The sequence below is a fragment of the Mesorhizobium kowhaii genome, from assembly GCF_003253745.1.
GTDB lineage: Bacteria > Pseudomonadota > Alphaproteobacteria > Rhizobiales > Rhizobiaceae > Mesorhizobium > Mesorhizobium kowhaii.
On record NZ_MZXV01000062.1, the window covers coordinates 336,950 to 354,657 of the forward strand.

Here is a 17,708-nt window from a genome sequence, read left to right on the forward strand (position 1 = left end):
TCCCGAACCAAACCCATGCCGGAATCGACACGACGCCCCGCGCAAGCCTCGCACGGCGTTTACGTAAAAGTCAATTGAGGCACCCCTTCACGGCACACCGAACCACCACGTGGCAATGCCGAGAAAGGCAAAGAAGCCGACGACATCGGTGACCGTGGTGACGAAGACCGCCGAGGCGACGGCCGGATCGACCTTGAAACGGTCGAGCAGCAGCGGGATCAGGATGCCGGCCAAGGCGGCCGCGAACATGTTGATGATCATCGCCGCCGCAATGATGCCGCCCAGATTGTTGTCATGGAACCAGGTCGCGGCGACGATGCCGATCAGGATGGCAAAGACGATGCCGTTGATGAAGCCGACGCCCATCTCGCGGCGAATGATGCGGCCGGCATTGTAGATGTCGATATCCTTCGTCGCCAGCGCCCGCACGGTGACGGTCATGGTCTGCGAACCGGCATTGCCGCCCATGCCGGCGACGATCGGCATCAGCACTGCCAGCGCCACGATGTGCTCGATCGTGCGGTCGAACAGGCCGATCACCGACGCCGCCAGGAACGCCGTCAAGAGGTTGACCAGCAGCCAGGGAACGCGCGAGCGCGAAGTCGAAAGGATGCTGTCGGAAAGCTCTTCGTCGCCGACACCGCCCATGCGCAAGAGATCTTCTTCCGCTTCCTGCTGGATGACGTCGACGACGTCGTCGATGGTCAGCACGCCGACCAGCCGCTCGTTCTCGTCGACGACGGCGGCCGACAAAAGGTCATACTGCTCGAATTCCCGCGCCGCCTCTTCCTGGTCCATGGTGGCGGGAATGGCGTGCCGCGTCTCATGCATGACTTCCTCGACCTTGACCGTGCGCTTGGTGCGCAGGATCTGGTCGAGGTCGATGGCGCCGAGCAGCTTGAAGGTCGGATCGATGACGAAGATCTGGCTGAAGCGCTCAGGCAAGTTCTTGTCCTCGCGCATGTAGTCGATGGTCTGGCCGATCGTCCAGAACGGTGGCACCGCGACGAACTCGGTCTGCATGCGGCGGCCGGCCGTCTCTTCCGGATAGTCGAGCGAGCGGCGCAGCCTGATCCGCTCGGTGAACGGCAGCTGCGACAGGATCTCGTCCTGGTCTTCCTTTTCAAGGTCTTCGAGAATGTAGACCGCGTCGTCAGAATCGAGCTCCTGCACCGCCTGGGCGATCTGCGCATTGGGCAGATTGTCGACGATCTCCATACGGATCGCCTCGTCGACCTCGGTCAGCGAAGAAAAGTCGAAGTCGGCGCCCAACAACTCGACCAGCACGCGGCGCTGTTCAGGGTGCAGCGCCTCGAGCAGGTCGCCGAGTTCCGACTGGTGCAGGTGGTCGACTTCATGCTTGAGCGTGAGCGTGTCGCGGTCGGCGATCGCCGCACCGATCTGGGCAAGGAAGGACGAAAGGACGGCGCCGTCCTCGCCATAGATATCGGCGTGGGCGTCGTCAGCGGCTCTGGCGCCGGTCGTCCGTTCGTCCTGGCCTTCCACCAGCGCCTCCCGCCATCGCAATCCCGGAAAAGGTGCGTCTCAGGTCTAGAGCATCGGGCTCAAAAGTGGAAACCGGTTTTGGGGAAATCCGCCGCTCAATCCAGAGATGGCGCGGCTGCACGATTCGATTTGCGAACCTATGGCTCTAACGCACGGAATATCAAACGAAATACGCTCTCTCCTGCCAGCTTGACTTCACGAGAGACGGACAGCGCCGAGCCCTGGCCGACAATGCCGATCCTGTCAAAACCAACTGGATACCGGTTCAGGTGGCGCGACAGCGCATGTCGCTGGGGAAAGAGCACCCTTGCGCGGTTGCGACGATTGTCATGGCACAGGGTCCGGATATCAGCCGGATCCGCCCATGTCCGCAACCAGTCCAGAACGGAAGCCCTTGAACGCAAGGTCGGCGAGAACGAACGAGGCACCATCAGGACAGCAACGCGTTCGCGTCGTTGTCGCCGAGCGCAACCCGCTTGTCATATCGGCGCTTCGCGAAATGCTGGAATGCGACGGACGTTTCGAATTGCTGGGCGCCGTGCAGAGCGGCAAGCAACTCCTGGAACTGGCCGTGAAGACCAAGTTCGATGTCGCTGTCATCGGCTGGAGGCTCGCCGATATGGACGGCGCGGATGTTCTGGCCGAGGTCCAGAGCCGCAAGCTCGATGTGCGCATCACGGTGTTTTCCAACGACCATGACATCGGCATCCTGAAGCAGTGCGTGCGGCTTGGTGCTCAAGGCTACTGCTTCCAGTTCGACGATCCGCATATCATCTTCGAAACGATCCTGGCGGTCGCACACGGCCGCATCTGCATCCCTTACATCGACATCAACAAGGTCAACGACACGCCTTTGGCGCAGCTCACGGTGCGCGAGCGCGAGTTGCTGGCAGTGCTTTCCGACGGCTGGACCAACCTTCAGATCGCGACACGTACGGGAATTTCCGAAAATACGGTGAAATACCACCTCAAGAATCTCTATGACAAGCTTGACGTCCGCAATCGGGCAATGGCCGTCGCCCTCTATTCGAGCGAGAAGCGTCGCAGTCCCAAACAGCCTGTCGGGTAGGACGACCGGGTAGGCCGAGTGGGTAGGCCAAGTGGGTAGGCGAGCCCCACCCGCGCGCGGCGAGAACTTACCCATCAAGGTGTTGTTGCCCCTCGCCGTCGAGACGACACTCCCTCCACAAATTTCTAACATTCGGAGGAGTTCGCGCATGGCTGGGTTCACCCACCTTTTTATTCCAGGACCCACCAACATTCCGGAGCAGGTCCGGCAAGCGATGAACCTCCCGATGGAGGACATGCGCGCCGGATCATTCCCTGATTTCACGCTGCCGCTGTTCGAGGACATCAAGACGGTTTTCAAGAACGAAACCGGCCGGGTCTTCATCTACCCATCGTCCGGCACCGGCGCCTGGGAGGCGGCCATGACCAATGTGCTCAGCCCCGGCGATCGCGTGCTGATGTCGCGCTTCGGACAGTTCTCGCATCTGTGGGTCGACATGGCCGAGCGCCTTGGCTTCGAGGTCGACGTGATCGACTGCGAGTGGGGAACCGGCGTGCCGCTCGACCTCTACGCGGAAAGGCTGAAGGCGGACAAGGCACACCGCATCAAGGCAGTCTTCTGCACGCAGAACGAGACCGCGACCGGCGTCACCAGCGATGTCGCCGGCTGCCGGGCCATACTCGACGCGGCGAACCATCCTGCCCTTCTCTTTGTCGACGGCGTGTCGTCGATCGGCTCGATCGACTTCCGTCAGGAAGAATGGGGTGTCGACTGCGCCGTCAGCGGCTCGCAGAAAGGTTTCATGCTGCCGGCCGGCCTCGGCTTCCTGTCAGTCAGCAAGAAGGCGCTCGTCGCTTCCAGGGTCGCGACCCACCGGCGCTGCTTCTTCTCGTTTGAGGACATGATCCGCGCCAACGACGCCGGTTATTTCCCCTATACGCCAGCGACGCAACTGCTGCGCGGCCTGCGCGCTTCGCTCGATCTGATCGCCGAGGAAGGGCTCGACAACATTTTCGTCCGTCACCATCGCCTCGCCGAAGGCGTGCGCAAGGCGGTCGACGCCTGGGGCCTGAAACTTTGCGCGAAGGCACCGAAATGGCACTCCGACACCGTCAGCGCCATCCTGGTGCCGGAAGGCATCGACAGCGCCGACGTCGTCAAACGCGCCTACCAGACCTACCGGACCTCGCTCGGAGGCGGTCTCAACAAGGTGTTCGGCAAGGTCTTCCGCATCGGCCATCTCGGCTGGCTGAACGAGGTGATGGTGCTCGCCTCGCTGTCGGCGGCGGAAATGGCGCTGCTCGATTGCGGCGTCCGGCTGGCGCCGGGCTCGGGCGTCGGCGCCGCCATCCAGCACTTCCGTGCCTCGGCCGAGGCATCTGTCGCCGAGGCGGCGTGAGAGGAACACGACCATGAGTCACACGATCAACCATCTGAAAAAACTCCGGCTGCAGCGCAGCGAACTCGCGGTTCCCGGCTCCAGCCCGGAGATGATCGACAAGGCGGCGAACAGCGCCGCCGACTTCGTCTTCCTCGACATCGAGGATGCGGTGGCGCCGCCGGACAAGGAACGCGCCCGCAAAAACATCATCCAGGCGCTCAACGACATTGACTGGCGCGCCAAGGGCAAGACCGTGTCGGTGCGCATCAACGGCCTCGACACGCACTACATGTACCGCGACGTGGTCGACGTGATGGAACAGGCCGGCGACCGGCTGGACACCATCCTGGTGCCGAAAGTCGGCGTTCCGGCCGACCTCTATATGGTCGAGGCCATGGTCAACCAGATCGAGATGGCCAAGGGCTACAAGACCCGCGTCGGCCTCGAAGCCCTCATCGAGACGGCGCTCGGCATGGCCAATGTCGAGGCGATCGCCGCTACGCCCGGCCGCCTGGAGGCGATGCATTTCGGCGTCGCCGACTATGCCGCCAGCAACAAGGCGCGCACCGTCAACATCGGCGGCCTCAATCCCGACTATCCGGGCGACCAGTGGCATTTCGCCTTGTCGCGGATGACGGTTGCCTGCAGGGCCTACGGCCTGCGCGCCATCGACGGGCCGTTCGGCGATTTCTCGGACCCTGAGGGCTACACGGCGGCGGCAAGGCGCGCGGCGGCACTTGGTATCGAAGGCAAATGGGCAATCCACCCCTCGCAGATCGCGCTTGCCAACAGCGTGTTCTCGCCGCCGGAAAAGGAAGTCGTCCGTGCCAGGCGCATCCTGGAAGTGCTCAGGGAAGCCGAGGCGCTCGGAAAGGGCGCGGCGGCGCTCGACGGCAAAATGATCGACGCAGCGTCGGAACGCATGGCGCGCAATGTGCTGGTGGTCAACGAAGCAATCGAACGCGCCGGCCAACTTGATAGCTAACAATAGCCGCACGCCGCCACGCACTGAAGCTTTCTGGGAGGACAAGATGGACATTCACGAATACCAGGCCAAGGAACTGCTTGCCCGCCACGGGATTCATGTTCCGCGCGGCGGCCTGGCCTACAGCCCCGAGCAGGCAACCTATCGGGCGCGTGAGATCGGCGGCGGCAAATGGGTAGTCAAGGCGCAGGTTCATTCCGGTGCCCGCGGCAAGGCCGGCGGCATCAAGCTCTGCGCCAATGACGAGGAGATCTCCAACGCGGCCGAAGCCATGCTCGGCCGCAAGCTCGTGACCCAGCAGACCGGCCCGCGGGGCAAGCTGATATCGCGGCTCTATCTCGAGGAGGCCGTCGACATCGCGCAGGAACTCTACGTCGGCTTCGTTCTCGACCGCAAAGAGGAGCGCGTCATGATCGTGGCGTCGGCAGCCGGCGGCATGGAAATCGAGGATATCGTCGAGAGGGCGCCGGATTCCATCATCCGGACCACGGTCGATCCGGGAGTCGGCATGCAGCGCTTCCAGGCGCGGGAGATCGCCTTCGGGCTCGGCCTGGATCAGAACCTGATCGGCAAGGCGACCGAAACCATCTTCAGCTGCTACCAGGTGTTCCGCGACTACGACGCCTCGATGCTGGAGATCAATCCGCTGGTGGTGACCCGCGACGGCAACCTCGTCGCGCTCGACGCCAAGATGTCGTTCGACGAGAACGCCTTGTTCCGTCGGCCGGAGATCTCCGAACTGCGCGACAAGAGCCAGGAGGACCCACGCGAAACCTTCGCCAGCGACCGCGGCCTCTCCTATGTCGGCCTCGACGGCAATATCGGCTGCATCATCAACGGCGCCGGCCTCGCCATGGCGACGATGGACATGATCAAGATCGCCGGCGGCGAGCCGGCGAACTTCCTCGACATCGGCGGCGGCGCCTCGCCGGAGCGGGTCGCGAAATCGTTCCGCGCCGTGCTCGGCGACAAGAATGTCGAGACCATCCTGGTCAACATCTTTGCCGGCATCAACCGTTGCGACTGGGTCGCCGAGGGCGTCGTCAAGGCGATCCGCGAAGTCGGCGTCAACGTACCTCTGGTGGTGCGGCTTGCCGGCACCAAGGTCGAGGAAGGGCGCCGCATCCTGGCCGATTCCGGCGAGGCGGTGATCGTCGCCGAAACGTTGGCGGAAGCCGCCGAAAAAGCCGTCGCCGCCTGGCGTTCGGCAACGCTCAAAAAAGCAAGCTGAGGGAGTTCAAGACATGGCAATCCTGCTCAACCGCGGCACGCGGGTCATCGTCCAGGGCTTCACCGGCAAGATCGGCAGCTTCCATGCCGAGGACATGAAGCGCTATGGCACCAAGCTTGTCGGCGGCGTGACGCCCGGCAAGGGCGGGCAGAAGCATCTCGGCCTGCCGATCTTCAACACCGTCAAGGGCGCCGTTCGCGAAACCCGCGCCGAGGCCAGCATCGTCTTCGTGCCGCCGCCTTTCGCCGCCGACTCGATCATGGAAGCCGCGGATGCCGGCATAAAGCTCTGCGTCTGCATCACCGACGGCATTCCCTCGCAAGACATGATGCAGGTGAAGCGCTACATGCTTCGCTACCGTTTCGAGGACCGCATGCGGCTGATCGGGCCGAACTGTGCCGGCGTGATCACGCCCGGGCAGGCACTGATGGGCATCATGCCGGGCAGCATCTATCTCCCCGGCCGCGTCGGCATCGTCGGACGCTCGGGCACGCTCGGCTATGAGGCCGCCTCGCAGATGAAGGCGCTTGGCATCGGTGTCTCGACCAGCGTCGGCATCGGCGGCGACCCGATCAACGGCTCGTCCTTCAAGGACATGCTGAAGCTGTTCGAGCAGGACGACGAAACCGATGCCGTGGTCATGATCGGCGAGATCGGCGGACCGCAGGAAGCCGAAGCCGCGATCTGGGCGCGCGACAACATGCGCAAGCCGCTGATCGCCTATATTGCGGGGCTTTCCGCCCCGAAGGGCCGGCGCATGGGCCATGCCGGCGCCATCATCTCGGCCTTCGGCGAGTCGGCGCAGGAAAAGGTCGAAATCCTGAAAGAGGCCGGTGTCGTCATCGTGCCGACACCATCGTCCTTCGGGGAGGTCGTGGCCGATACTCTGGCCGGGATGAAGAAGGCGGCGTGATGGCCGACCGGGCGAAGGGCGCATAGCGCAAAATGTGAAGTCTGTTTCGGGGTTGGCGAATGCATCGCGGCCCATCGATCGGCAGGAAATTCGATGAAACCGCGTTTGATTGTCACCCGGAGATGGCCGGCCCCCGTTGAAGCGATCCTCGCCGAGCGCTTCGACACGACGCTCAACGCCAGCGATACGCCGCTGAGCCCTGCCGCAATGACATCGGCATTCGCGCATTTTGACGCGATCCTGGCAACGGTCAGCGACCGCTTGCCTGTTGCGGTGTTTCCCGAGAACGCCGCCCGCACCCGGATCATCGCCAATTTCGGCGTCGGCTTCAGCCATATCGATGTCGCGGCAGCCCGCGAACGCGACATCGTGGTGACCAACACCCCGGGCGTGCTGACCGATTGCACCGCCGACCTCGCCCTCAGCTTGCTGTTGGCTGTCGCGCGCCGGACCGGTGAGGGCGAGCGGCAGCTGCGGGCCGGAGAGTGGCGGGGTTGGTCGCCAACGCATATGGCCGGCGCGAAGGTGTCGGGCAAAACCTTGGGTATTGTCGGCATGGGGCGCATCGGCAAGGCGACAGCCAGGCGCGCGCATTTCGGCTTCGGTATGAAGATCGTGTTCTTCAATCGGTCGCCGGTCGATGATGACGAGACGCGCGCCATGCGCGCGGTGCAGACGGCAACTTTGGAAGATATGCTCACAGCATCTGATTTCGTGTCGCTGCACTGTCCGGGCGGTGCGGAAAACCGCCATCTCATCAATGCTCGAAGCTTGCAGTTGATGAAAGGCGACGCGTTCCTGATCAACACGGCGCGCGGCGACGTCGTCGACCAGGATGCCCTGATCGGTGCACTGGAAAGGCGCGAAATCGCGGGGGCGGGTCTCGACGTCTTTGCCGACGAGCCGGCCGTTCCGGAGGCGCTGAAGCAGTTGGAGAACGTAGTGCTGTTGCCGCATCTCGGGAGTGCGACCGAGGAAACGCGGGTGGCAATGGGCATGAAGGTGGTCGAGAACCTGACCGCCTTTTTCGAGGGTCGCCCGGTCCCCGATCGGGTCGCCTGACAGCAGCCACCGCCCTCGATTCAGGGCGCGGCTACTTGGACATCGATGCGGACGATTCAGGAAAACGGTTTGGAACAGAGCAGACGCATCAACTTTCGTGAGGACGAGCGCAGCCTTCTGTTGCGCTTGCTGCTTCAGGTCGCAAGCGCGCGTGAGCCCGAGATCGCCGCCGTTCTGACCGGACGTAGGTCGCTTGTCTCCCTCGCCGCGGAGCAGCGCATTCCGGCGCTTCAGGCGAGCGGCGTATGGTTCCAGTTGCTGGCGATAGCAGACGAGTTGCTTGCCATGCGGGCGCGCCGCGAACTCGAACAAGGCGCGGGTGTCGACGAAGTTCCCGGGTCCTTCGCTAGCGTGATCGCGCAGATGGCAGCGAACGGCCACTCAGCGGAGGAAGTCCAGGCGACGCTCGATGAGCTTTGCGTCGGCCCGACCATGACCGCGCACCCGACCGAGGCCAAACGCGTCACGGTGCTGGAGATCCACCGCCGTATCTATCGCAAGCTGACCGAGCTCGACCAGCCGCGCTGGGCTCCGCGCGAACGCTCCCTGTTGGTCGCCGATCTGGAAAGCGAGATCGAGCTTCTGTGGATGACGGGCGAGCTGCGGCTGGAGCGCCCGACGGTCGAACGCGAAATCGCCTGGGGCCTGCATTTCTTTCGCGAAGTCATCTTCGAGGCAACGCCGCAGCTCTATGGCAAGCTTCAGGGCGCCTTCGAGCGTCACTATCCGGGAGAGCCTATCAGAATTCCCTCATTCATACGCTATGCCTCGTGGATCGGCGGCGACCGCGATGGCAATCCAAATGTGACTGCCGCAGTCACCGCCCATGCCATGGCCGAATACCGCAATACCGCCATAGGCAGGTATCTGACGCAGGTACAGCGGCTGGTGACGGTGCTCAGCGCCAGCTCGAACGTCATCGACCTGCCGGCCAGCTTCAAGCCGGTGCTGCAAACGGCGCTTGATAAAAGCGGACTGGCGCACGTGATCGCCGCCCGCAACCCTGACGAACCGCTTCGCCAGTTCGCTTCGGCCTTGTTTGCCCGGCTGGTGGCCACGCGAGACGGCGGTACGGCGGCGTATCTCTCGGCAGAGGCGTTTCGTGCTGATCTGAACCGGCTGTCTTCCGTTCTCGAAGCGATCGGAGGGCGCGCGGTAGCCAAGCGTTTCATCCAGCCTCTGCTTTGGCAAATCGGAAGCTTCGGCTTCCGTACGGTCTCGCTCGACATCCGGCAGAACTCCACGGTCGTCAACCGGGTGCTGACCGAGCTGTTTGCGCTGACAAATCCCGCCGATCCGGTCGCAGCCGGCACGCCGCAATGGTCGGCGCGCATTCGCGCAGCCGTCAGCCAGGGCGATCGGCTGGAGATCGACGCAGGCCGGCTCTCGCCTGAAGCAGGTGAACTGCTTTCGACATTCTCCGTTATCCGCGAGCACATCTCCAGCTCGGATGCCGACGCTGTCGGCTCTTTCGTTCTCAGCATGACCCGCTCGGCCGACGATCTGCTCGCGGTCTATCTGCTGGCGCAATATTGCGGACTTTCAACCGCGCCCGGTGGCGGCGGCACAATCAGGCTGCGGATCGTGCCATTGTTCGAGACCATCGCCGATCTACAGGCCGCACCGGGCATCCTGAATGGATTGCTCGGCGTTTCGCTGGTGAGGCAGACGGTGCGGGATTTCGGCGCGCGCCAGGAAATCATGCTCGGTTATTCAGATTCCAACAAGGACGGCGGTTTCCTGGCTTCCAATTGGGAACTGGCAAAAGCGCAAAAGCGCCTCGCTGCCGTCGGGCGCAAGCACAACGTCAGGATCAGTTTCTTTCACGGTCGCGGCGGCTCTGTCAGCCGTGGCGGCGCGCCGACCGGCCGGGCGATCGCGGCACAACCGGAAGGCACTGTCGCCAGAACCATGCGGGTAACGGAGCAGGGCGAGGTCGTATCGTCGAAATTCGCCAATCGCGGCACCGGCCTCAACCAGCTCGAGGTTCTCGCCGCCGGCGTGCTGGCCCACGGTGTCGGATCGCCCGGTGATGTCGAGCCGAAGGAAACGCCGGAGTTCGACGAAGCGCTGGAAGCGCTGGCAGGCATGTCGCAGGCATCCTACGCCAGGTTGATGGCTGAGCCCGGTTTCCTCCATTATTTCAACCAGGCGAGCCCGGTCGCGGAGCTGGCGCTCCTGAAAATGGGGTCACGGCCGGAGCGCCGTTTCGGCGCCAGCGGCATTGCTGACCTGCGCGCCATTCCATGGGTGTTCGCCTGGAGCCAGAACCGTCATCTGTTGACCGGCTGGTATGGCATCGGCAGCGCGCTTAGCTCTTTCGTCGCTGTGCGCGGCGAGGCCGGGCGCGAACTTCTGGCTCGCATGTTCGAGCACTCGCGCTTCTTCCGCTTGATCGTCGACGAGGCCGAGAAGACGCTTTACCAGTCCGACATGGAGATCGCGGGGCTTTACGCCCGCCTGGTGTCCGACAGCGATGCGGCCCGACGAATCTACGCCCGCATCGCCGCCGAATACGAGTTGACGCGACGCCTGATTGGTGACGTCACGGGAGGCGATCTTTCCGCGCGTTTTCCGATGTTCAAGCGGCGCTTCGACAATCTGCGGCGACAGATGGATGACATTCACCGACTGCAGGTCGATCTGCTGCGTGAAGTTCGGGCAAATACCGGCACGGCGGATCAAAAGCGGTCGACCGACGCTCTGCTTGTATCGATCAATTGCATCTCGGCTGGCCTTGGGTGGACGGGATAGGTCCGGCTTTTGCCGAGCGACCTATGAGTCGGCGCAGGAAAAGGTCGAAATCCTGAAGGAGGCCGGCGTCGTCATCGTGCCGACGCCATCGTCCTCGGGTAGGTCGTGGCCGATACCCTGACCCGGATGAAGAAGCCGCCTGATTTCCACGATCAGGCTGGCTTTCGGGGCAATTGAAAAAAGCGAAGCGGCGGCGTGGTCTGAATGACGCGCCGCCGCTGTCGTTTCGATCCTCGGGCAGCCCTGTGGCCGCGACGTGTCATCGCTTGCCGCCCCGGCTTGCCAGAAGCAATCTGTCAGGGAAATTTTGGTGCGGTCGAGAAGACTCGAACTTCCACGGGTTGCCCCACAGCGACCTCAACGCTGCGCGTCTACCAATTCCGCCACGACCGCACGTGGTAGGAGCCGGAACCGACCGGCTCGCGGCGTGTAGCAAATCGTTTCCGGCGAAACAAGTGCGCGGCAAGCAATAATCGCCAGCGATTGGCATAACGCTCCACAGGATTGGAATGCGTAGCCGGAACTGGACGTTTCGGCCCGATATCGCCATATGGGAGGCAAATGCATGTCGCCCAAAAGTGCAAGCCGGTTTTGGGATCACGACATGCATAAACGAAAAAACGAAAAACCATGCCAGAACGCAGCCAGATCGCCACGTCGTTCCTGCCGCTCCCCGGTTCAGCACCGGTCGAATGGCGCATCGAGCCTGGCCTCACCGCCTATCCCGATGCGCTTGCCTTCATGGAGGCGCGCGCCGAGGCGATCCGAAGCGGTGCCGCTGGCGAAATGGTCTGGCTGGTCGAACATCCGCCGCTTTACACCGCCGGCACCAGCGCCCGCAGCGAGGACCTGATCGACGCCAACCGCTTTCCGGTGTTTGCGGCCGGGCGCGGCGGCGAATACACCTATCATGGGCCGGGCCAGCGGGTCGCCTACGTCATGCTCGACCTGAAGCGGCGGCGCGAGGATGTTCGCGCCTTCGTCGCGGCACTCGAACAATGGATCATCGGCACGCTCGCCGCCTTCAACGTGCAGGGCGAGCGCCGCGAGGACCGGGTCGGCGTCTGGGTGGTGCGGCCGGATCGCGCTGCCCTGCCGGACGGCTCGCCGGCCGAAGACAAGATCGCCGCCATCGGCATCAGGCTGCGGCGTTGGGTAAGCTTTCACGGCATCGCCATCAATGTCGAGCCGGACCTCGACCATTTCAGCGGCATCGTGCCGTGCGGCGTGCAGGACCACGGCATCACCAGCCTTGTCGACCTTGGCCTTCCCCTGACGATGGCTGATCTCGACCTGGCGCTGAAATCCGCTTTCGAGGACGTGTTCGGTCCAGCCACGGCTTCGCCTGTCGAAGCCGCCCGCAAGGCCGGTTGAAGCTTCCCGCCTGAGAACTGCTTACGGTGTGTTGAGATTCAGGTCAGGCCGCGCCGAGAATGGCGGATTCCGAGAACCGGAGCGGAGCGTACCTTTGGGTACGGAAGCGCAGGAAGCCGCCGTTCGCAGGCCGGCATCACCTGAATATCAACACACCTCAGATGAGCCGCGCGGATGCCCACAGGACGCCGTAACCATGGATGGCAAACACGGCCAGTAATGCGCCGGCAATGACGAAGCGGTCGACGGTGCGGATCGGCTTCAACTCGTGGCGCGGCTTGACCCCGCTGCTCATCGTCAGCAGGCTGAGGATTGAAAAGACCGCGCCCGCAGCGAGCAGAAAGCCTGGGGAGAAGCCGGCCTGTCGGCCGAGCGCCAGGAAGGCCGAAAGCAGGGAGAACGAAGCCAGTGCCAGCACGATCGGCCCCGGGCAGATCTGGCGCAGCACCTGGCCGCCATCGAACTTCCACACCGGCACCAGATTGGCGATGTTGAACAGGGCAGCAAAGCCCGCCAGCGCCGCCAGCAGCAGCGCCGCCAGCCGATGTCCCTCCGCGCCTGCAAAGGTGCTGGCGGCGATGACGACCGGCACCAGGAAGGCGGAGAAGCCGGCGCCCATCAATGCCACGAAGGCCACTTCGAAACGACTGTCATACGGCCGCCCGCCAATGGCGATGCCGCCGAGCAGCGGAATGAAGATCATGCGCGCCTTGCTGTGACCCATCAGGCGAAACGCGGCCATATGGCCGAGTTCGTGCAGGGCCACCACCGACGTCAGGATCGCGGCCAGCGCCAGCCCGCCGAGGTGAAGACCGAAGAACGGCCACAGGATCAACGCCGACAGTGCGGCGAAGCCGACCTGGCTGAGCGGATGCTCGAACCAGCCGCCCTTGCGATACTGTCCGGTCCTTGCCCAGCGCTGCAGCTTGGAGAGTTCACGGCGCATGGCGAAATAGCGGAACACCAGGAAGGCAAAGCCGCGATAGCGATCGGTCTGGCCAAGCGTGACCCGCGTGCCGCTGCCTTCGGAAACGAGCTCGGTGGTCTCGCGAAAATCCTTCCAGAACGAGGTATCGAGCGCGGTATCCTCGATGACGCGCATCGAGAACCGGCTGCCCTCGACAACGTCTTCAAACCGCGACTTGCGCTCGATCGGCTTGCCGTCGCGGCCTTCCCAGGACAGCATGATGCGGGCCATGCCCTCGCTGTCCAGCGCCTCGGCCGAAAGAATCTCACCGGACCAGCCGGCATCGCTGCCGAGTGGCCACAGCGCCTGCCAGAGGCGCTGCCGGTCCATTGCCACGACACGGCTGAGCCTGATCGTGCGCAAACCAAGCGGCACGGTCATCAAGAGAAAGATCAGCCCGAGATTGCTGGCCACCAGGATGGCCGTGACGATGGGCGACACGCGACGTTGCTCCCTGTCTTGGAGGCACACCCTAACGTCGTGGCGGCAAGAAAAGCTTAACAGGAAAACTCGGTTCCCGGTCGCAAGCCATCCGCGTCAGCGTTCAATGAAAGGCATGACGCCAGCGTTGAAGTACCCTCTCCCCGTTTTTGACGGGGAGAGGGTAAGCGTGAGGGGCGGCGCGACGAAGGGACGCGTGCGTTCGCGCCACGCCCTCAACGCCAAATCACATGGCTCCGATCCAGATCGCCATGGAAATGAGAAAGGTGCTCATGCAAACCAGCGAGACGACATCCTGAACCAGATCGGTCATAACTCTCTCCTGTTGTTGATATGTTCGTATTTTGTTCTAATTTTGTTCGAATGTCAACGACCGGAATCCGGCGGCATCCGGAATTCCGGGCGAACAAATCGGCAGGGTTAAGGAAAGGTTGACGGGCGTGCGTCGGCTATCAATGGAGCGAAAACGCGCGCTGGTGGCGGACTCCTGGCGAGCCCGCCAAGGTCTGTCGAGATTGAGGTCAGCCCGAGCCGAGCGGCACCACCTTGCCGTCGGCCAGCGTGACGCGCCGGTCCATGCGCGAGGCCAGTTCGTGATTGTGGGTGGCGATCAGCGCCGCGAGGCCCGATTGCTTGACCAGCGCCGCCAGCGCCTCGAACACATAGGAGGCGGTGACCGGGTCGAGATTGCCGGTCGGCTCGTCGGCCAGCAGCACCAGCGGCGCATTGGCAACCGCACGGGCAATGGCGACGCGCTGCTGCTCGCCGCCGGAAAGCTCGGACGGACGGTGCGACGCGCGCTTGCCGATCTGCATGTAGTCGAGCAGCTGCGCCGCGCGCTCGGACGCCTCCTTGCGGCTCAGCCCTTTGATGAGCTGCGGCATCATGATGTTTTCCAGCGCCGAGAATTCCGGCAGCAGGTGATGGAACTGATAGACGAAGCCGACATCGTTGCGGCGGATCGCCGTACGCTCGTCATCGGAGAGCCGCCCGCAGGCACGGCCGGCCAGGATGACGTCGCCGGCGTCGGGACGCTCAAGCAGGCCGGCAGTGTGCAACAGCGTCGACTTGCCGGTGCCCGACGGCGCCACCAGCGCCACCATCTCGCCGCGCCTCAGCGAGAAATCGGCGCCGTTGAGAATGGTGAGCTTGCGCGGCCCCTGAACGTAGTGCCGCTCAACGCTCTTCAGCTCGATAATGGCCTCGGCCATCATTCATACCTCAAGGCTTCAACGGGATCGAGCCGGGCGGCCCGCCACGCCGGAAATACAGTTGCCAGGAAGGACAGCCCGAGCGCCATCAGGATGACATAGGTCGTCTCGCGCGGATCCATTTTCGCCGGCAGCTGGCTGAGGAAATAGAGTTCCGGGTTGAACAGCACCTTGCCGGTCATCCAGGAGAAGAACTGGCGGATGGATTCGATGTTGGTGCAGATCAGAACGCCGAGCAGAACGCCGGCGATCGTGCCGGTCACGCCGATCGCAGCCCCCGTCATCAGGAAGATGCGCAGGATGGCGCCGCGCGACGCCCCCATGGTGCGTAGGATGGCGATGTCATGCCCCTTGTCCTTGACCAGCATGATCAGGCCCGAAATGATGTTCAGCGCCGCCACCAGCACGATCAGCGTCAGGATCATGAACATGACGTTGCGCTCGACCTGCAGGGCGGAAAAGAAGGTCTCGTTGCGCTGGCGCCAGTCGACGAGGTCGATCGGCCGCTGCGCCGCCTCCTCCACCTTCGGTTTCAGCGCGTCGACGTCGTCGGGATTGTCGACATAAATCTCGATCGTCTGCGCCCGGCCGTCCATGTTGAAATAGAGCTGCGCCTCCGAGAACGGCATGTAGACGATGGAACTGTCATATTCCGACATGCCGACCTCGAAGATCGCGGTGATCGGATAGCCCTTCATGCGCGGCGTCGTGCCGAGCGGCGTCACGTCGCCGTCGGGCGAGATCAAAGTGATGGTGTCGCCGAGCGCCAGGCCGAGATTCTCGGCCATGCGCTTGCCGATGGCGACGCCCTCGCCGGTGTCGAAACCAGCGATCGAGCCCTGCTTGACGTTGGCGGCGACGATGGCGATCTTGCTGAGATCCTCGCCGCGGATGCCGCGCACCAGCGCGCCGGTTCCGCCGCCGACATTGCCCTGCGCCAGCACCTGGCCGTCGATCAGAGGGATGGCGTATTTGACGCCGGGCACGCCGTTGATGCGGCCGGCGACCTGCGCATAATCCTCAAGCGGCGAATCGAGCGGCTGCGCGATCAGATGGCCGTTGACGCCGAGAATGCGCGTCAAAAGCTCCGCCCGGAAGCCGTTCATCACTGCCATCACCACGATCAGCGTGGCGACCCCCAGCATGATGCCGAGGAAGGAGATCGAGGCGATCACCGAGATCACCGTCTCCTTGCGTCGCGAGCGCAGGTAGCGCCAGGCAACCATGCGCTCGAAGATGGAAAAGGGCCCGGCGCCCGCTGTTCTTGCTGCCGCCACTTCGCTCATGCGGCGACACCGAATCGTTTTTGCGCATCGGCGATAGGCAGCGTCTCGCGCTCGCCGGTCTTGCGATTCTTGATCTCGATCTCGCCGCTAGCCACGCCGCGCGGTCCGACGATGACTTGCCACGGCAGGCCGATCAGATCGGCGGTGGCGAACTTGCCGCCGGGCCGCTGGTCGGTGTCGTCGTAGAGCACATCCTTGCCGGCGGCGACGAATGCGGCATGCAACTCGTCGCAGACGTGGTCGCACTCGGCGTCGCCCGCCTTCATGTTGATCAGTCCGATGTCGAACGGCGCCACCGCTTCCGGCCAGATGATGCCGTTGTCGTCATGGCTGGCTTCGATGATCGCTGCGACCAAGCGCGACGGACCGATGCCGTAGGAGCCGCCGGAGACGAAATGATCCTTGCCGTCGGGCCCGGTAACCTTGGCGCCCATCGGCTTGGAATATTTGTCGCCGAAATGGAAGATGTGGCCGACCTCGATGCCGCGCGCCGAAACCTTGTCGTTGTCGCCGATCTTTTCCCACGCCGCCTCGTCATGCATCTCGTCCGTGGCGGCGTAGGGCGTCGTCCATGTCTTGACGATGTCGCCGATCTCGGCGTCGTTGGCGAAGTCGGTCTTCTCTCCGGGCACATCGAGCGAAAGATAGTCGCGATGGCAGAAAACCTGGCTCTCGCCGGTGTCGGCGAGGATGATGAATTCATGGCTGAGGTCGCCGCCGATCGGCCCGGTGTCGGCCCGCATCGGAATCGCCTGCAGCCCCATGCGCGTAAACGTCCTGAGATAGGACACGAACATCCTGTTGTAGGCCGCCTTGGCGCCCTCAAAGTCGAGGTCGAAGGAGTAAGCGTCCTTCATCAGGAATTCGCGCGAACGCATGACGCCGAAGCGCGGCCGCACTTCGTCGCGGAACTTCCACTGGATGTGGTAGAGATTGAGCGGCAGGTCCTTGTAGGACTTCACGTAAGCGCGCACGATCTCGGTGACCACTTCCTCATTGGTCGGACCGTAGAGCATGTCGCGGTCCTGCCGGTCCTTGATGCGCAGCATCTCCTTGCCGTAATCGTCATAGCGGCCGCTTTCGCGCCACAGATCCGCCGACTGGATGGTCGGCATCAGGATTTCCAGCGCGCCGGCGCGATTCTGCTCCTCACGGATGATCCGGCAAACCTTGTCCAGCACCCGCTTGCCGAGTGGCAGCCACGAAAAACTGCCCTGCCCCTGCTGGCGGATCATGCCGGCACGCAGCATCAGCCGGTGCGAGACGATTTCGGCCTCGCGCGGATTTTCTTTGAGGATCGGCAGGAAATAGCGCGACAAACGCATGGACTGGTCCGTGAGTGAGGATGGCCGCGCGGGAATCGGCGCGACACGGGCTTGCTTGCCCCGGCTTCATAGCCATTTCATGGCGGAATGGAAACCCGGACGCATCGGCCCGAAAATCGGAAATCGGCTTTCGGAAGGGCACGATGCGTGGGGTCGAACGTGTCGGAGGTCCTTTGCGCGGCCCGCGGACGCGCGGCGCTCCAAGGGCGCCGCAGTGCCGTACGCATCTTACTGGTCGTTTCCCAAGCAAAGCCTGCCACACT

The 17,708-nt window shown here is 63.4% G+C and carries 13 protein-coding genes and 1 tRNA gene; 8 read left to right on the plus strand and 6 right to left on the minus strand.

Annotation, left to right across the window (positions count from 1 at the left end; translation table 11 throughout):
- Window positions 1-87 precede the first annotated feature (87 nt).
- On the minus strand, window positions 88-1,506 hold the full coding sequence (mgtE, locus tag B5V02_RS29645; RefSeq protein WP_111547540.1) for a magnesium transporter: 1,419 nt from the start codon (window positions 1,504-1,506) through the stop codon (window positions 88-90).
- Window positions 1,507-1,870: 364 nt separating this feature from the next.
- On the opposite strand from mgtE, the gene B5V02_RS29650 reads away from it, so the two are divergent.
- From B5V02_RS29650 to B5V02_RS29680, 7 genes are all read left to right on the plus strand, one after another.
- Window positions 1,871-2,575 (plus strand): LuxR C-terminal-related transcriptional regulator, encoded by a 705-nt coding sequence (locus B5V02_RS29650; protein WP_245446261.1) that lies wholly within the window; start codon window positions 1,871-1,873, stop codon window positions 2,573-2,575.
- A 148-nt stretch (window positions 2,576-2,723) separates the two neighbouring features.
- The gene (locus tag B5V02_RS29655; RefSeq protein ID WP_111547542.1) at window positions 2,724-3,914 is read left to right on the plus strand and encodes an aminotransferase class V-fold PLP-dependent enzyme; all 1,191 of its coding nucleotides are present in this window, start codon (window positions 2,724-2,726) and stop codon (window positions 3,912-3,914) included.
- A 13-nt stretch (window positions 3,915-3,927) separates the two neighbouring features.
- Complete coding sequence (locus tag B5V02_RS29660) at window positions 3,928-4,881, plus strand: HpcH/HpaI aldolase/citrate lyase family protein (protein WP_111547543.1); 954 nt, start codon at window positions 3,928-3,930, stop codon at window positions 4,879-4,881.
- A 46-nt stretch (window positions 4,882-4,927) separates the two neighbouring features.
- A complete protein-coding gene (locus B5V02_RS29665) occupies window positions 4,928-6,112 on the plus strand; it encodes a malate--CoA ligase subunit beta (protein WP_111547544.1) in 1,185 nt (394 codons plus the stop codon).
- A 13-nt stretch (window positions 6,113-6,125) separates the two neighbouring features.
- Window positions 6,126-7,025 (plus strand): succinate--CoA ligase subunit alpha, encoded by a 900-nt coding sequence (sucD, locus tag B5V02_RS29670; protein ID WP_111547545.1) that lies wholly within the window; start codon window positions 6,126-6,128, stop codon window positions 7,023-7,025.
- A 93-nt stretch (window positions 7,026-7,118) separates the two neighbouring features.
- The gene (locus tag B5V02_RS29675; RefSeq protein ID WP_111547546.1) at window positions 7,119-8,087 is read left to right on the plus strand and encodes a 2-hydroxyacid dehydrogenase; all 969 of its coding nucleotides are present in this window, start codon (window positions 7,119-7,121) and stop codon (window positions 8,085-8,087) included.
- Between the two features lie 69 nt (window positions 8,088-8,156).
- Window positions 8,157-10,841 carry a phosphoenolpyruvate carboxylase gene (locus tag B5V02_RS29680; RefSeq protein WP_111547670.1) on the plus strand — a complete coding sequence of 895 codons (2,685 nt, stop codon included), beginning with the start codon at window positions 8,157-8,159 and terminating at the stop codon, window positions 10,839-10,841.
- Between the two features lie 308 nt (window positions 10,842-11,149).
- On the opposite strand, the gene B5V02_RS29685 is transcribed toward B5V02_RS29680, so the two are convergent.
- Window positions 11,150-11,234: transfer RNA gene (locus B5V02_RS29685), tRNA-Leu, on the minus strand.
- A 237-nt stretch (window positions 11,235-11,471) separates the two neighbouring features.
- Between B5V02_RS29685 and lipB the strand changes: the two genes are divergently transcribed.
- Complete coding sequence (gene lipB, locus B5V02_RS29690; RefSeq protein ID WP_111547547.1) at window positions 11,472-12,215, plus strand: lipoyl(octanoyl) transferase LipB; 744 nt, start codon at window positions 11,472-11,474, stop codon at window positions 12,213-12,215.
- A gap of 157 nt (window positions 12,216-12,372) precedes the next feature.
- Here lipB and B5V02_RS29695 read toward each other — a convergent pair whose 3' ends face one another.
- From B5V02_RS29695 to proS, 4 genes are all read right to left on the minus strand, one after another.
- Window positions 12,373-13,623, minus strand: coding sequence for a site-2 protease family protein (locus B5V02_RS29695; protein ID WP_111547548.1), 1,251 nt, complete (start codon window positions 13,621-13,623; stop codon window positions 12,373-12,375).
- Window positions 13,624-14,144: 521 nt separating this feature from the next.
- The gene (locus B5V02_RS29700; RefSeq protein ID WP_208647156.1) at window positions 14,145-14,837 is read right to left on the minus strand and encodes an ABC transporter ATP-binding protein; all 693 of its coding nucleotides are present in this window, start codon (window positions 14,835-14,837) and stop codon (window positions 14,145-14,147) included.
- Window positions 14,834-16,120 carry a lipoprotein-releasing ABC transporter permease subunit gene (locus B5V02_RS29705; RefSeq protein ID WP_111547549.1) on the minus strand — a complete coding sequence of 429 codons (1,287 nt, stop codon included), beginning with the start codon at window positions 16,118-16,120 and terminating at the stop codon, window positions 14,834-14,836. The genes B5V02_RS29700 and B5V02_RS29705 overlap by 4 nt, the downstream gene beginning before the upstream one ends.
- Window positions 16,117-17,445 (minus strand): proline--tRNA ligase, encoded by a 1,329-nt coding sequence (gene proS, locus B5V02_RS29710; protein WP_111547550.1) that lies wholly within the window; start codon window positions 17,443-17,445, stop codon window positions 16,117-16,119. Before proS ends, B5V02_RS29705 begins: the two co-directional genes overlap by 4 nt.
- Window positions 17,446-17,708 lie beyond the last annotated feature (263 nt).

What these genes read in the sequence shown, in the direction of transcription:
- B5V02_RS29665 (WP_111547544.1), top strand. Translation starts at nt 4,928, where the DNA reads ATGGACATTCACGAATACCAGGCCAAGGAACTGCTTGCCCGCCACGGG.
- B5V02_RS29675 (WP_111547546.1), top strand. Translation starts at nt 7,119, where the DNA reads ATGAAACCGCGTTTGATTGTCACCCGGAGATGGCCGGCCCCCGTTGAA.
- B5V02_RS29655 (WP_111547542.1), top strand. Translation starts at nt 2,724, where the DNA reads ATGGCTGGGTTCACCCACCTTTTTATTCCAGGACCCACCAACATTCCG.
- B5V02_RS29700 (WP_208647156.1), bottom strand. Translation starts at nt 14,837, where the DNA reads ATGATGGCCGAGGCCATTATCGAGCTGAAGAGCGTTGAGCGGCACTAC.
- proS (WP_111547550.1), bottom strand. Translation starts at nt 17,445, where the DNA reads ATGCGTTTGTCGCGCTATTTCCTGCCGATCCTCAAAGAAAATCCGCGC.
- sucD (WP_111547545.1), top strand. Translation starts at nt 6,126, where the DNA reads ATGGCAATCCTGCTCAACCGCGGCACGCGGGTCATCGTCCAGGGCTTC.
- B5V02_RS29660 (WP_111547543.1), top strand. Translation starts at nt 3,928, where the DNA reads ATGAGTCACACGATCAACCATCTGAAAAAACTCCGGCTGCAGCGCAGC.
- lipB (WP_111547547.1), top strand. Translation starts at nt 11,472, where the DNA reads ATGCCAGAACGCAGCCAGATCGCCACGTCGTTCCTGCCGCTCCCCGGT.
- B5V02_RS29705 (WP_111547549.1), bottom strand. Translation starts at nt 16,120, where the DNA reads ATGAGCGAAGTGGCGGCAGCAAGAACAGCGGGCGCCGGGCCCTTTTCC.
- B5V02_RS29650 (WP_245446261.1), top strand. Translation starts at nt 1,871, where the DNA reads ATGTCCGCAACCAGTCCAGAACGGAAGCCCTTGAACGCAAGGTCGGCG.